The organism is Peribacillus sp. FSL P2-0133 (genome assembly GCF_037975445.1).
In the GTDB taxonomy this organism is placed as follows: Bacteria; Bacillota; Bacilli; order Bacillales; family DSM-1321; genus Peribacillus; species Peribacillus simplex_E.
In genome coordinates, this window is record NZ_CP150254.1 from 2,065,878 (window position 1) to 2,081,464 (window position 15,587).

Annotated in this window: 11 protein-coding genes and 3 pseudogenes; 7 read left to right on the forward strand and 7 right to left on the reverse strand. The window is 38.0% G+C overall.

Annotated features, from left to right (window positions below; all coding sequences use genetic code 11):
* Positions 1-302: 302 nt before the first annotated feature.
* Entirely contained in the window at positions 303-2,708 is a 2,406-nt protein-coding gene (locus MKY17_RS09945) for a M14 family metallopeptidase (RefSeq protein ID WP_339201795.1), read from the reverse strand.
* Positions 2,709-3,782: 1,074 nt separating this feature from the next.
* Between MKY17_RS09945 and MKY17_RS09950 the strand changes: the two are divergent.
* A pseudogene (locus MKY17_RS09950) lies at positions 3,783-4,183 on the forward strand (SDR family oxidoreductase); the annotation flags it as partial.
* A 570-nt stretch (positions 4,184-4,753) separates the two neighbouring features.
* Here the strand turns inward: MKY17_RS09950 and MKY17_RS09955 are convergent.
* Positions 4,754-4,837, reverse strand: a pseudogene (locus MKY17_RS09955) (tyrosine recombinase); the annotation flags it as partial.
* 171 nt (positions 4,838-5,008) lie between these two features.
* Here MKY17_RS09955 and MKY17_RS09960 point away from each other — a divergent pair.
* On the forward strand, positions 5,009-5,395 hold the full coding sequence (locus MKY17_RS09960; protein WP_098372864.1) for a VOC family protein: 387 nt from the start codon (positions 5,009-5,011) through the stop codon (positions 5,393-5,395).
* 227 nt (positions 5,396-5,622) lie between these two features.
* Here the strand turns inward: MKY17_RS09960 and MKY17_RS09965 are convergent, their stop codons facing one another.
* Positions 5,623-6,840, reverse strand: a complete 1,218-nt coding sequence (locus MKY17_RS09965) for a cytochrome P450 (protein WP_144528631.1) — start codon at positions 6,838-6,840, stop codon at positions 5,623-5,625.
* Between the two features lie 390 nt (positions 6,841-7,230).
* Between MKY17_RS09965 and MKY17_RS09970 the strand changes: the two are divergent.
* The 4 genes and pseudogenes from MKY17_RS09970 to MKY17_RS09985 all read left to right on the forward strand — a co-directional run.
* Positions 7,231-7,517, forward strand: a pseudogene (locus MKY17_RS09970) (hypothetical protein); the annotation flags it as partial.
* Between the two features lie 609 nt (positions 7,518-8,126).
* Positions 8,127-9,122: a LacI family DNA-binding transcriptional regulator gene (locus tag MKY17_RS09975; protein WP_098372866.1), complete on the forward strand. Its 996-nt coding sequence runs from the start codon at positions 8,127-8,129 to the stop codon at positions 9,120-9,122.
* Positions 9,123-9,313: 191 nt separating this feature from the next.
* A complete protein-coding gene (hisD, locus tag MKY17_RS09980; protein ID WP_339201796.1) occupies positions 9,314-10,606 on the forward strand; it encodes a histidinol dehydrogenase in 1,293 nt (430 codons plus the stop codon).
* A 332-nt stretch (positions 10,607-10,938) separates the two neighbouring features.
* Complete coding sequence (locus tag MKY17_RS09985) at positions 10,939-12,375, forward strand: GntP family permease (RefSeq protein WP_098372868.1); 1,437 nt, start codon at positions 10,939-10,941, stop codon at positions 12,373-12,375.
* Between the two features lie 165 nt (positions 12,376-12,540).
* Here MKY17_RS09985 and MKY17_RS09990 read toward each other — a convergent pair whose 3' ends face one another.
* Positions 12,541-12,732, reverse strand: coding sequence for a hypothetical protein (locus tag MKY17_RS09990; protein ID WP_098372869.1), 192 nt, complete (start codon positions 12,730-12,732; stop codon positions 12,541-12,543).
* Positions 12,733-12,850: 118 nt separating this feature from the next.
* Between MKY17_RS09990 and MKY17_RS09995 the strand changes: the two genes are divergently transcribed.
* Positions 12,851-13,042, forward strand: a complete 192-nt coding sequence (locus MKY17_RS09995) for a hypothetical protein (RefSeq protein ID WP_311609776.1) — start codon at positions 12,851-12,853, stop codon at positions 13,040-13,042.
* 435 nt (positions 13,043-13,477) lie between these two features.
* On the opposite strand, the gene MKY17_RS10000 is transcribed toward MKY17_RS09995, so the two are convergent.
* From MKY17_RS10000 to MKY17_RS10010, 3 genes are all read right to left on the reverse strand, one after another.
* Positions 13,478-13,774 (reverse strand): putative quinol monooxygenase, encoded by a 297-nt coding sequence (locus tag MKY17_RS10000; RefSeq protein WP_098372870.1) that lies wholly within the window; start codon positions 13,772-13,774, stop codon positions 13,478-13,480.
* A 102-nt stretch (positions 13,775-13,876) separates the two neighbouring features.
* Positions 13,877-14,518 carry a nitroreductase family protein gene (locus MKY17_RS10005; protein ID WP_098372871.1) on the reverse strand — a complete coding sequence of 214 codons (642 nt, stop codon included), beginning with the start codon at positions 14,516-14,518 and terminating at the stop codon, positions 13,877-13,879.
* 77 nt (positions 14,519-14,595) lie between these two features.
* The gene (locus MKY17_RS10010; protein ID WP_056529680.1) at positions 14,596-15,024 is read right to left on the reverse strand and encodes a MarR family transcriptional regulator; all 429 of its coding nucleotides are present in this window, start codon (positions 15,022-15,024) and stop codon (positions 14,596-14,598) included.
* Positions 15,025-15,587 lie beyond the last annotated feature (563 nt).

Consider the following 15,587-nt stretch of genomic DNA (forward strand, 5'->3'; position numbering starts at 1 on the left):
AAAGGGGAAGGTTACGAATACGAAGGAGCCTGGTTTAAAAATTTGGCAACCATAGTATTTCTATATAATTACAGTTGAAAAGTGCGATAATTTGTACTAGGGTTATCGCCATTAATCCTATTAAGCTATGTGACAACGGGTTTGGAATAGCAGAACCATTTGCTAGAGGTTTGTTGATTTTATAGCCACCTATTAAAGAGGCTGAAATATAAAAAGAAGGCCCAATAAAATAGAAATTCTATCAGTTCAAAGGTACCAATGAAAAAGGAGTTGACCCCGTAAGGCCAACCCCTTGCAAACCGTTATTTTATTGTAAGCGTTACAGAATTATAGTTTTTCCCATTACCAAGTGGATTGTAGTTTTTCTCAATGTTTCCTGCGGCGTCCACAGTGAAATAATTGATGGTTGTAGTCTTTTCAATTTTTAATGTTTCTGCAAATTCACGGGTGCCGCTTAATTTAATTTTAGCTGATTGGAAGGTTGGGCGGCTACCGTCAAGCGTATAATAAATGGTGGCTGGCTCACTTGTTTCAATCTTAACATCAACCGGACCTGTGTATTTACCGTTTCCAGGTGTAGCTTTTGAGGAAGGCGGCTGATGGTCTTTTGCACTGTTGTAGGCTACTTTCATTAAGCCAATCAACCCATTGGCAAATTCCATTGCTTCTTCATGACCTTCTACAAAGGCTGGCTGGAATCCAACTGCCTGCCATCTTTTTGTATCCTTATTCCATAAATCTGCCCCTACTTCGAAGTTCCAGGCATAAATCCCCTTTTCATACCATAGGTAGTCCGCAGAGTTACCTGCAGCAGAGTATAGTACGTCAGGAATTGGACCTGTACGACTAGGTAGAATGACCGTTCCGCGGTGGTCTTGAATATCATTTAAGATGTTATCAGAAGCTGCCCAGTAAAACGCTTCTTCACCAGCTGATGGGCGTGGCAGTGTTGTACGTTTTGAATCGTAAGCACCAGGGGACCACATGAAGTAGCCGCCATAACTATGAATATTCATTGCAAACATAATATTTGGGTTTTTGTCAGCAAGCCAGACAAGGTTTCTTCCTTCAGGCTCAGAGTTTTCAGCTGGTCCAGCGTAAGTTTCTCCCGTACAACTTGTACCTCCGCCAATATAGCCATCAAAAACGGAACCAACAGAATGGTTGCGGTTAAGGTCAACTCCCCAATTATTACGGTACCCAGGATCAGAGGCAGTGGGACCACAGTGATTGGTCATATTCTTACGCTGCATATTGTAATCATTTAAGCTGTAATTAGCACCATCAGGGTTTACTGAAGGTACAAGGAATATATCAAGATTATCGACAAGCTTTCTTGTCTCACTATCTTGACTATAGTTTCGCAGTAGTCTTTCCGCCGTTTCGATTGTTACGAGTGGGGTCACCCATTCACGGGCATGCTCCTGAGCATATCCAAGAACACCTGGTTTAGAACCGTCACGATGCTTGCCGATTCGGATCGCTTTTACTGTAAAAGGATCACGGGAAACGTCTGCCCCAGCTTTCAAGCCGTCAGTTAATATCGCAGCATTTGTAGTTGGTGCGACAACACCAGCACCAGTATTACCGCGGTATGTAGTCGCAGTGACAAGTTGGCTAGCATTCTCATTCAGTGCTTTAACCACTTGTGCGGCAGTACTTGTTGCCTTTCCTGACGAATCAGTAGCTAAATCTACTAAAATCTTGGTACCATCCACAGTCACTTTTAGTGGTGCATTATTGGTTCCCGGATTCTTGAATTCTACCGATACATCATTCCCGCCTTCATGCCCCCATGCTTTTGAGGAAACAACAACTGCGAGATTGGTCGTGCCGCCGATAGTTGCTTGGGCAAGACGTCTGTAACCATTTGTTTTATTTGGCATATCAATGATTTCTACCAAGTTCGGGAATTCTTTTGAAAGTTTTTCGGCACGTTCATATAATTCATTTGGTGCCATATAGTGATCAACAAAATCCGTAACATAATCTGTTTTTGGATGTTTCGGCTCTTTCCCTAACCATTCAGTAATGGTGCTCGTAGCTGTTCCTCCAAGATTACTTTCAATTTTAACAGATGAAGGAATGGCGCTAACTGGTAAAAGCAAATAGTGATATAAATATTCACCGTAATCTACCAATCTAGAAAGTGTAGCAGATTTTTCCTCACCGTTCTCGGTCCAAGTTGCTTTAAGTGCTGTGCTAGCAGTCGCACCGGCGCTTGATTTCACTTCGAGATATAGGAAGGTGCCTGATTGATTGGTAAAATGGTTTGCCCTAAGGACTTTAAGTGTATCCTCGGAAGCTGCCAGACTGGCTTGCAGCTGGACAGTAGATTGCTGCTCTGCCACGCGTGTGTTCCATTGATTTTCGGTGATCAGGGTCTCTTTTACATTGATGCCAAAGGTCTTTAACATGGCAATTTCTGTTGGTGTGACAACGGCATCCACTTCATAGACTCCGTCGTGTGCTTCGATTCTGTGGGTAAGGTCAATTCCAAGCTCAAGAAGCTTGTCCTTTGCCTTATCATTTGGTACTACAAGTTGAACAATTGAGACCGATTCTTCCTTAGGAATCGGCTGGTCAGGTTGTTCGACCGCTGCAACCGGAATACTTAGGCCTGTATAAAATGTAGAGAACCCTAGTCCGGTTATGGCAGTCATCACCACTAAATTCCTTTTCCATTTCTGCTTTTTCTGTTTTGTCAAAAACTGCACCCCCAAAATGCTAGAAATTTTAATACAAGCTTATTGTAAATTGAATGTACTTAATATCTTGTCGTAAAATCAGGGGCAGATAAAAATCGGCTCTACAATAATTTTATTGAGAAAATATAATACTTTATTTTAGAAGAATAAATTTTAGGCTGTTTTTCCTATTTAAAAAGTACTGTGCCACTCGAAATCTAGTAATTTTAGGAGTACAAAATTACTGGATTTTATTCCATTATAATTCCCATAAACTGTATATTTATAATCAACTGTTTTTATTGTTTAATATTGTTGCTTTTTGTTTAATTTTGTAAAAGGAAAGTTGTAATATATTTCATGTGAATTGCGGCTCTATTGTTAAAAGCCATTAAATGCCTATCAACCTTTGTGCCAGTCCAACATTTAATAAAGAAACAAGAATTATTATGAATAGGAATGATGGGGAATGGCAAAAAGAAACCGAGGAAAAACAATCAGCTACTTGCCTTCAAATGGCAGAGGGACGTGCCCACTGTGTGAAAGAACAGGAGTAAAGCTTCTCTACCCGCACAAAACTGAAACAAACCAAACCATCAAAGTCTGCAAAAACTGCCGCCATAAATAAAAATCTCATAGTATAAAAAATCACATTCAGCAATTGACCGTAAAAATGAAACCATGGAAATGGAAGCTATTACTATGGTAAAAGCACTACAAGCAAGTAAAAACCGTACAGAAGCAGAATCAGCTATGGCGAAGGAGAACCTATACTTTGGCTCGTCTGCAGAGAGATATTCTCGAGCTTGCGATAACAGATTTAATCGAGAAATATTGTAAATAAAAAACGCCAACATCCATTGGGTGCTGGCGTTACATCTATAGGGTAATTCATTAAAGTCTATGAATATAAAAAAAATCTGGCAACATTAGAACAGTTTGAATAATAATTCCCATTCGGTGGGATAGTATTCTTACACCTAAATGGTGTCTATCCCTGTTATCAGTTGCCTGGTGCAGGGGAGGTTTATTGTCCTGGTAAGTTACTATGTGAGAAACACATTCAATTCGGCTTAATACAGCTCTTCCCAGTGCCCTTATATGAAGAAGGGAGGCGGAAGAATTATTAATATTGCTTCCACCTCTATTAAACAGCCGATTCCAGGGCTCATTCTTTCTAACACAATCCGTTTAGGAATCGTTGGTCTTACGAAAACGCTTTCTGTAGAATTGGCCCCTTATAATATTTTAGTTAATACGGTTGCGCCAGGCAGAATTGCAACAGAAAGAACGGACCATCTTGATCAGATAAATGCTGATAGACAGGGGATTTCCCGAGAAGCAGCAGCAGAACAGTCGAAAAAGACCATTCCTCTGGAACGGTATGGCACACCTGAAGAATTTGCAAAAGTCGTAACTTTTCTTGTATCAGAGGCAAGCACATATATTCGGGTAGCTCTGTACTTGTCGATGGTGGGATGGTTACATCCATTTAGTTAGGAGTTTTGTCCAATGGCAGCTTTTATCGAGGGGGAAAGGACAAAATCTATTTAAGCATCTTATTAATACTTTATCAAAGATAAATCAAGTAAGAGGACTGCCCATTCACAGAATTCGCTTCTGGTGTAAAAAGCTTAAACTGATGGTAAGTAATCTAGCAATTTAAGGCATTTAGCTTAAAAGTAATGTATGCATATAAGCCTGATTATTTGTAATTGCTCGATATTTGTTTCAAAAAGGGATTATAAAAATAATTTAAATTTTTAATTCTGTCTCAAAATTTAAGAATACTCGTTACAATGAGATTCAATAAAAAAAGCCTCTAAGGGAATGAACTTAGAGGTTTATTCTGAATACAACTGGTCCTGGACAATCGTTTCAGAGATCAAAATAAGGAGTACCTATATTATACAGTGAACAAGTGTGAATGTTCTGTGAAATGATACGTGTAAGTTGTGTACTTTTTTTGAACACTTCCATTCTGTCTCGCTACAACAAGATTACTTTTCATTTTGAGACAGTGAATTTTATATATTTTAAACTTTCTATAATTTATCTTATGTAAAATCTCTTAGTCTTAAGTTGGATAACTCGTTTACCCGGATACCACTTCCTAAGAAGAGAGATAAAATCGCAAAATCACGTTCCTTAATTAATCTAAATGGAGGAGTGTTAAGACCTATATCTGGTGAAAGGGAAATGGATGTACCAGTATCGTGCAGTAGAGTCCGAAGGAAGCACTGAAATCTAATTTTTAATTAATGTATAACTTTGGTAAAGTTAGATTATAAAAATAACCAATCATCTTAGGGAGGAAGCAAATGAAGGTAAAAAAAATACATCATGTAGCTATAATTTGTTCCGATTATGAAAAATCAAAAAACTTCTATGTAAACATTTTAGGATGTGATATTAAGCAGGAAACATATCGGGCAGAAAGGAAGTCCTATAAATTAGATTTAATGGTGGGAGGGGAATATCAGATGGAATTGTTTTCATTTCCGGATAGCCCCCACCGTCCAAGTTATCCAGAAGCAAGAGGGCTTAGACATCTTGCTTTTGAAGTAGAAGATATTCATCAAGCTATTGAAGGTTTAGAAAAAGAAAACATTCCAGTCGAACCTATCCGTGTTGATGAGTTAACAGGAAAAAGGTTTACTTTTTTTTGTGATCCGGATGATTTGCCTCTTGAAATATATGAAAAGTAGCAATTACCAGAAGGGTTATGTATATTTCGATATAAGAAAAGACTTCCATCAAGGTGCCCTAAAACCAAAATAGTATTTAAAACGAAAATGGCAATCATTTTGTGATTTCCATTTTCGTTTCTTTATTTTTTAGGTCATAAAATCCGAATTATATATTTAGTTTTTATCAACCTAGTGCAGTATAATTTCTAATAACTGGAATAAATATAGGGTGTTCGTTTATATTCTTATCTTGTGAATTTTAAAGGAAGACTTTTCACTCCAAAAACGAACGGACTTGGAATCGCCTCCAGCTCAGTCCCTTTTACACCTTCCAATTTTGCAAATGTACTTAATAGTGTCACGAGAGCTACTTCTGCTTCTAGACGTGCAAGCGGGGCACCTAAACAAAAATGAATACCAAACCCGAAACTCAAATGAGGATTTAATTTCCTTTCTAACGTAAACCGATTAGGTTCTGCAAACTTTTGTTCATCCCGGTTTGCCGAAGCGACCCAGCAAATTACTTGTTCCCCCTTTTGGATTGTTTTGCCCCCAACTTTGACATGTTCCTTTGTAACACGGCCAATTGCCTGTATTGGAGGATAAAAACGTAGTGTTTCTTCTACCAATTTTGGTATTAAAGGTAGGTTTGTCCTAGCTTGTTCTTGAATGTTTTTATCTTCTGTCATATAGCGTACGGCATTTGTAATTAAATTAGTTGTTGTTTCATTGCCCGCAACTAATAATAAAACACAGAAAGATAGTACCTCCTCTTCAGTTAATTTTTCCCCATCAATTTTTGCTGCTAATAATAGCGAAATTAAATCTTCTTCAGGATTAATTTTTCTCTCTAAAATTATTTTTTTGAAATATTCTTTAAGAAACCCACTTCCTTCCTTACGTTTTTGTGCCATTCTTTGGAAGGCTTCATTTGAACCATCTTTGGCGCCTGCCACGAGAACATCAGAATAGGTTTTAAAAAGATCCCGATCCTTAGCAGGGACCCCCAATAATTCGGCAATTATAATGACAGGCAACGGACCAGCAAGATTATGAACGAGATCCATAGTCCCCTTCTCATTAACTTGATCGAGAAGGTAAAGTGTCACCTCTTCGATTTTATTTTTTAAATCCTTCACTGCTTTAGGAGTGAATGCCTTATTCACTAAGTTTCTCATTTTTGTGTGTCTAGGAGGGTCCATTGTCAAAATGCTACCTTGAAGAGTTCCAGACCCTCGTTCCGATGAAAACAGTTTTGGATTTTTTAGAATATAATGAACGTCTTCATATCGAAACACATCCCAGCAGCTTCGAGCCTCGTCGTACCTTACAGGAGTGTTTTGTCGTAAACTATTAAAGATTGGAAAAGGAAATAATTGATCTGCGTTCGAAGCAATTTCGCTCATGGGGATGAGATTAGCATACTGCTCCACTGCGCTTGTTGATTTACGTTCTTGTGTCATGGTTTCATCTCTCCTTTTATTGTGCCTAATATTCATACAGAAAATAGTCATGAACCGGTTCATTAACTAAGATAACAAACTCGTAATTTGGTTTCAATTGACATAAATTGAGATATTTTTCAATAAGAAGAAAGTAATAACTTGGAAAATTTGATTCACCATCTATTGAAAAACCCTTTTAAGTTTCATAGCTTCTCGTTTAAGGTCATGCCGGTACCCAAGTCATGCCAGCAGTGTAATACTTAGCTTTTTATATTTATATATTTCAAAAAACTCTCAAGCTATTCACAAAATTCCTGCATATAATTCTATATTGATATTAAAGAAACAGTTGGGATGAAAATTGGATACGTATGATATCAGAAAAGTGATTCATTACTATACAAGTATGGTTTGAAGGCACCGATAGCAGGATGGATCAATCCTATATCTGCTTTATATCCGGTAGATTTTAATAGGGACGGAAAATATGAGCTCGAAGCATATCAGAGGATAGCCGGAAGGTACAATGCCGATTCGCTCGGAGTTGTACAGACCGTATTGAAATGGAACGGCAAGCGTTTGGTCCTGACCGTCAGAATGTGGCTATCTTTGGAAGGTATATAGCATTTAGGAAAGGAATGTTCATGAAGAAGGTAACGGGAGAAACCTTCGCCCAAAAGTTACCGAAAGCGTGAAATGTATTAAGGGGAATTATATTAATAAAAAGTAATCTAAAATATAGCGGAAAAATGGATAGGGGGCTTAGTGGATTAGGTCTTCCAATATTGTTTTATCACATATTTCACGCAGAAATTGTATCGGGAGATCATCTAACAAACCATTATACCTATATTTACTGCAGTCTTATCCACTATTATTTTTAGTCTGCCACTGAAGTTTTTACCAGAAGCCATAGGTGGGTTTCTGCAAAGGGTGTGTCACTGGCTACAGTTAAGGGAAATATCATAACTATCGGACAGAAAGGAAGTCCTATAAATTGGATTTAATGGTGGGAGGGGAGCCGGATGTGCGGCTCTTTGTTTTTGGGGTATTGTGAAAAAGCCTATTGAGGAGAGAATAAATTTCAGATGATAAGCTGTAGCTTGGGCAGCTGGTCCAACCTAAGGTAAATGATCATTACTTGCTCATAAGATATTAGAACAAGACATCCAGATTACTCCCCCTTTTAATCTCATGACTATACTTATAATAATTTGTGGTAATTGGCGCTGTTAGTGGTAAAGTTATATAATAAAAGAATGATGATAAAACTCATAATCCACGTATATTTGGAGGGAAGATTCTTGAAGAAAAAATCGGTCAATGCGATGGAGGTTGCGAAATTAGCTAATGTTTCCCAGTCAACGGTTTCGCGTGTGTTTACTCCAGGATCGAATGTGTCTGAAAAGACCAAGAGGAAAGTGAAGGAAGCCGCATCAACTTTAGGTTATCGGCCGAATGCTTTTGCCAGGGGATTGATTATGAACAAATCAAACATGATTGGACTGGCCATGAAAGATATCCAAAATCCGTTTTACCATGAAGTTTTAGGGAAATTTTCTAAGGGGCTTCGCGAAAAGGGATATCATGTATTGTTTGTTTATACCGAAAATGATGAGATTCAACAAGAGGAGATTGCCCAATTTCTTGAATACAATGTAGAAGGTGTTATTGTAACGGATGCCTTTTTGTCCTCCAATGTGGTTTCCCATCTCCATGAAAACAACATACCTGTTATTTTATTTAACCGATACAGTAAAGACATTCCGTGTCACTCCGTAAGCTGTGATAATTATACGGCTGGTAGGCGGATTGGTGAATACCTGCTTGAACAAGGGTACAGCAAATTAGCCTTCATTACGGGTAGGAAAAATACATCGACCAGTCAAGATCGGCAAAGAGGATTTTGTGAGTTTTTAAAGTCAAAAGGGATTGATCCGGTCATTGAAGAAGGGGACTATACGTATGATGGGGCCTATGAAGCCGCATTAAGGTTATTGACACGAGAAAATCGGCCTGAGGTCATTTTCGGAGCAAATGATATAACCGCTTTAGGCGCAATAGACGCAGCAAAAACGTTAAATTTATCCATTCCTGAGGATATTGCGATTGTTGGATTTGATAACATTCAAATGGCCTCATGGCCGTCTTATTCGCTCACTACATGGGAACAGCCTGTCGATGAAATGATTGAATTAACCATCAATACTCTATTAATCGAAATGAACCAAAAGGGTTCCAATTCCAAACCAACTCTAGTATCAGGGAGATTGATCGAAAGAAATACAACAAAATCTTAAACTTTTAAAAAAACTTGACAGATGAAAGCGATTTATTTATTCTATGTTTAGAAGATTTCATCAATTCTTAATTTTCCCCATTCAAATGCATACGTATGCATTTCTGAATGGGGCGATAATTAACGGAAAAATGCATACGTATGCATTTTGAAAGTTTTAATCATAGGTTTTCAAAAACAAGGAGGATTTATATGGCAACTTATTTAAAGCAAGGTAAAGCACAGGAAGAAATTGCACAGAATGACGCACAAGTATCCGATACGGTACGTCAAACGATACTAAAAATTGAGCAAGAAGGCGACGCGGCAGTTAGAGAATTATCTGAAAAATTCGATAAGTGGTTACCAGAAAGTTTCCGGCTAACTGATGAGCAAATTGGAGAAATCATTAGCCAGGTTCCTGATCAGACCATTGAAGACATAAAGTTTGCGCAAAGTAATGTGAAGCGATTTGCAGAAGAGCAAAGGAAGTCCATGATTGATATCGAGGTAGAAACACTTCCAGGTGTAATCCTTGGTCATAAAAATATTCCGGTCAATAGTGTTGGCTGCTATATTCCTGGTGGACGATATCCAATGGTAGCATCTGCCCATATGAGTGTATTAACGGCTAAAGTAGCTGGAGTCAAACGAGTAATTGCATGCACACCTCCTATAGGTGGGGAAATCCCAGCAGCAACTGTAGCTGCAATGCATATGGCGGGAGCCGATGAGATTTATATACTCGGTGGCATTCAAGCAATGGCTGCAATGGCTGTCGGAACTGATACGATAAAATCCGTTGATATGATCGTCGGGCCAGGTAATGCATTCGTTGCTGAAGCAAAACGACAACTATACGGACGTGTGGGAATCGATCTTTTCGCCGGCCCTACAGAAACACTAGTCGTAGCTGATGAAACGGCTGATGCAGAAATGATTGCTACGGATATTCTAGGGCAAGGGGAGCACGGTCCGACTTCGCCTGGGGCATTGATTACTACTTCTCGTAAACTAGCAGAAGAAACTGTTGTTGAAATTGAGCGACAATTGGGAGTTCTTAAGACAGCAGACGTGGCCCGTGTTTCTTGGGAGGATTATGGCGTTATCATCCTGGTTGATACCATAGATGAAGCAGTACTTGAAGCAAACCGATTAGCATTTGAACATGTTGAAATTCTTACGGAAAATCCGGACTACTTCCTTGAAAATATGACTAATTACGGCTGCCTATTCCTGGGACCTGAAACAAACGTTGCATATGGGGATAAAGTCATTGGCACAAACCATACATTGCCAACAAAAGGTGCTGCACGATATACCGGTGGTTTATGGGTCGGTAAATTCTTGAAGACTGTTACCTATCAAAAAGTAGCGGAAGAAGCCAGTGCCATGATTGGGGAATATGCTGCGCGCCTTTGCCAATTGGAGAATTTTGCTGGACATGCTGAACAAGCACTTCTTCGTGTACGTCGTTATGGAAAAGTACCGGTTAATAACAAGTAAAAAAGGATAGATAAATTAACTACTGAAAGAGGATACATAAGCTTTTTATGCATCCTCTCTTTTCAAAAAAATGCACGCTCATTATTTTTGAATTTGACTTTGCTGAAAGTGCAGCTAATGGGGGAAGGCGCACGCAAGACAATTTAAAATTTTACAAAATGCGGAAAACGCTTACAAAACAAACAATTTTATTAACAAACAAGTAAAAGGAATTTCTGAGTGATTCAATTTACAACTAACGAAGCTTTCACAATTCAATTTTGTGGTTTGAATATCCTACGGAAAAAGAAGGAAAACGCATCTAAGTTTTAAGCGATATAGGGGGGGAAATAATGGATTTATTCATCATAATACTTGCTTTAGGGCTATTAATGTTTATTGCTTACCGTGGCTTTTCTGTCATTCTTTTTGCGCCACTTTGTGCGTTACTTGCTGTCATTCTAACAGAGCCCAGCTATGTTTTGCCGTTCTTCTCTAATATTTTTATGGAGAAGATGGTTGGATTTATTAAAAACTACTTTCCTGTCTTTTTGTTAGGAGCCGTTTTTGGAAAGTTAGTCGAAATGTCGGGAATTGCTGAGTCTATCGCCAAGACGATTGTGAAACTAGTCGGCAAAAAAAGAGCAATTTTAGCAGTTGTACTAATGTGTGCCATATTAACTTACAGTGGAGTGAGTTTGTTCGTCGTTGCATTTGCAGTTTATCCATTTGCTGCTAATCTTTTCCGAGAAGCCAATATTCCTAAACGGCTTATTCCAGGGACGATTGCTTTAGGAGCATTATCTTTTACAATGGATGCGCTGCCGGGAACACCGCAAATCCAAAATGTAATTCCTACTTCTTATTTTAAGACAGATATATATGCAGCACCGATATTAGGAATTATTGGTTCGATTTTCGTTTTATCTATGGGTATGATTTACTTGGAAAGACGTCGTAAAAAAGCTCAAGAGGCGGGTGAAGGGTATTTAAGATTTAATGGAGATGGAGGAGAAACGGCAGTTGCTGCAGAAACAGTCAATCCATTACCGGTTCCTTTAGCTGTTAATACAAGTCCAGTACGACAAATATTTGCATTTATACCGCTAGTTTTAGTGGGTGTGGCGAATAAATTTTTTACTATTTCTATTCCGAAATGGTATCCAGAGGGATTTGACTTTTCAAAGATAGGATTAGATTTGTTTGGGAAAGTAGATCTTGCGACAGTAACAGGTATTTGGTCTGTCGAACTAGCTCTAGTTTTAGGTATTATTGCAACGGTTGCTTACGATTGGGGCCGTGTTACAGCAGGGTTTCAACAGGGCATTAATGCCAGTATTGGTGGAGCGTTACTAGCAGCTATGAATACTGCTTCTGAATATGGATTTGGTGGAGTCATCGCTTCATTACCTGGATTCGCAACTGTACGTGATGGTATTTCACACACTTTTACGAATCCGCTTGTAAATGGGGCCGTTACAACAAACGTTTTATCTGGTATTACTGGTTCTTCGTCTGGTGGTATGGGAATTGCGCTTAGTGCGATGGGAGATAAGTATATACAAGCTATTAATCAATATAATATTCCTCCCGAAGTAATGCACCGTGTCATAGCGATGGCATCAGGCGGGATGGATTCGTTACCTCATAACGGCGCTGTTATTACCTTACTTGCGGTTACAGGCTTAACACACAAACAATCATATGGAGACATCTTTGTGATTACAATTTTTAAGACACTAGCAGCATTTGTAATTATTCTAATCTACAGCTTAACTGGATTAGTCTAATAATCAAAAGGGATTAGAAGATCATGATAAATTGTACTTAAAGCAACGATACTTTACTTCAATACCAGGAGCTGATTAGCAGCTCTTTTTTGTATGAAAACAAATAAGCACTCCATATTCTAATTTTTGAAGGACGTAAATGTACTATGTCGTTATTTTATCTGGTTACGCAGTTTGTTTTTCAGATGGAGCGATTGTATAGCCTTTCTTTTTTAGGTATTCGATCATTTTTAATTCTTTGTTCATTTGTTTTTCTTCAAGGTAATTTGAGCCTAGTTCATGATAGGGTTCTCCTGTTTTTAAGGTGTTGTAAGAAATTGTAAATGGTAAATGAGCAGAAGCAATTCGTCCTTTCATTTTTTCCTGTCATTTGGTAATCCTTTTTCGATGTGAAGCAATTCGATTATTTTGCTGGATGGCGGAAGAGGAACGGGAACGTATTTGAAAACGGCAGCGTGAAGGAATTGATGTAGCCTTGCAAAACGGTGTGCCCTTCGGCCGGCCAAAAGCTCAAGTAACGGAAGAGTTTAAAGAATTCTATGATTTATGGAAAGCAGGAGAGATGACAGCTGTTAAAGCCATGTCGGAATTAGGTGTTAAAAAGACGTCTTTTTATAAATTAGTTAAAGAGTATGAAAATGACTTTAAAAAGATTACCTTACAATAGAAGAAACTCGTCAAAAAATTAGCCGGCCAACCCTAGATATTTCGCTTCATTGTGGAGGATACCTATCCTGGGTGAATGAAGCATATACACTTTCAGCCCTCCTTTTAGAATTCGTATGAACATCAAAATAATTAACAAAACAAAAATCAAAAAGTGTCAAAAAACGAAATCTCCAATTTCATGAAGAAGCAAAATAAAGAAGAACCGATTAATACAGCATTGGCGGATGCTTTGGAAAAACTGAAATTCGATAAATAAATGGAACTATTTGCATTCCTCTTTTCATGGAAACTGTCACACAGATTATGTACGCCAAATAAGCGCGTGATGTTCGAGAAAATGGAAAAGAAATAAAAAAGAGTTGCAGCTTGTTTTACCGAAGCAGCAACTCTTTGTTTTATAAGATGGGATATAGGAAATCCCATACATTTTAACTCATTGTTTTAATGGTTGTCCTTCAAATGCGTTAACATTTAAAGGTGAAGAGAGGAATTCTTTAGCTTTACCAACAAACGAGGTGAAGTGCTCACTTGTATTATGGCTTGCAACCGCTAGATGATCTTGCCAAACTTCAACCATTGTAAATTCATTGTCTTTTTCTGTAGCTTTGTGAAGAGTGTAAGAAACATTTCCACTTTCCGCTCTTGAAGCTACGATTAGCGGTTGAATCTCCTCTAGAAATGCATCTTGTTTTGCTGGATTAATATTGAATACGGCATGAATGATAATCATTAAACGTCATCCTCTCTTTTGTTAAGCATAATAAACTTAATATATAATTAAAGTAAAAATAACATACTCGATTGAAATTTAATGAATGGATTCTTTATTACATTACTTCCATTGTGCGACTTTATCAATTGGAAGACGAACTGATTGATGGCCATTATCTGCTGCTTTACCGATTGAAATTAGCATAACTGGTACGTATCGATCTTTATCTAATCCAAAAGCTTCTGCGATTTGGTCTTTTTCATAGCCACCGATTGGATTTGTATCATAGCCATAAGCACGAGCCGCAAGCATTAGTTGCATGGATACAAGACCACCATCAACTAGAACGACCTCTTTCATTTCTTCACTAGTGATTTTTTCGAAATATCCAGCAAATGAGGCTAATATGTTTTCTTTTACTTCTAAAGGCATAAGCCCTAATTCTACAGCTTTACCGTAGATTTCTTCGCCGTTATCAAAATTGTTCATATCACCAAATACGGCAATTACTGCGGAAGATGTTTCGACTTGATTTTGGTTAAAGCGAGCAAGAGGTGCAAGTGTTGCTTTTCCCTCAGGACTATCAATTACAAGGAAGCGCCATGGTTGCATATTAACTGAAGAAGGAGCAAGTGTCGCTAAGGTAAGTATTTCCTCCATTTCTTCCCTACTGATTTTTACGGATTTGTCGTAATTTTTTATAGAGCGGCGTCCTGTGACAATTTCTTTGAAATCATTTGTTAATTGTGCTGTAGTAGTCATAGTTGATAGTCTCCTCTTTTTAACTTTAGTAGTTAAATTTATAGTTATTCTCATTTCAAATTGTAACGAATCAAGTGTTAGACTTGGCTTATATTTTTTTGAATGCGTGTCAGCATATCTGTTAACTCTTGACGTTCTTCTTCTTTAAAATCTTTAAGCATCAAAGTGACAAAACGAGCCTTTTCAGCTTGGTAGAGAATAATTTGTTTGCGACCATGATCTGAAAGACAGACAAGAGTAAATCGATTATCCTCCGGATCTTTGCGTCTTAAAATCATCCCAGTCGCTTCAAGTTGTTTTAAATGCCGGGTAATCGCTGCACCGTCAATGTTAACCTCTTTTTGAAGTGCTGTTTGACTAATTTCATCAACTTGATAAAGCTGATATAAGATATCATGTCTTGATTGACTAATGCCCGTACAACTTTCAAATTTTGAACTTATCTGTTTGTTAAGGCAGTTCATTATATATAAAATAAAAGATTCATTAGAACATGAATTCGTCAAGAAACACCCTCTTTTCATACGTTAGACAAAATAATTGATAGCTCAATAGTTGATGCATCAATTAATATACTATACCCTAAATAATAAAGCAAGTATTTTAGTACTGCAACTTTTGCTTAAATATGATCTAGACCAAAATGTTGCTCTATCTCCTTTTTGATTAGGCAATCTTTTCAAGAAAGCTCAGTAAACCTTTGGAGCTTTTAGCCAAGGTATAAGTATGATAAAACTGCCCTTAAATAAGGTGGAAAAGTTCATCTGACACGGAGAAGCCAGCAACATTACTAAACTAAGACCAAGAGTCCCCGGGGCAGCTTAGCAGGCCTCTGCCTTATGAATAGACCGAACGAAGGAATGTAAGCGCAAATGACGCTAAGAGACATGGGAGGGTACGTCATCATAAGTTTCGCAGAGATCTATTGTGCATCACATAGTGGAGAAAATAGCTAATGATTTCCATTAGTTTTAGCGAAGCGTACGCTCAATTTAGTAATAAAAACCAGAATTTCAATACTCTGTTTAAAAGTAGAATGAAAAAATAATTCCCCTAATACACCGAGTGG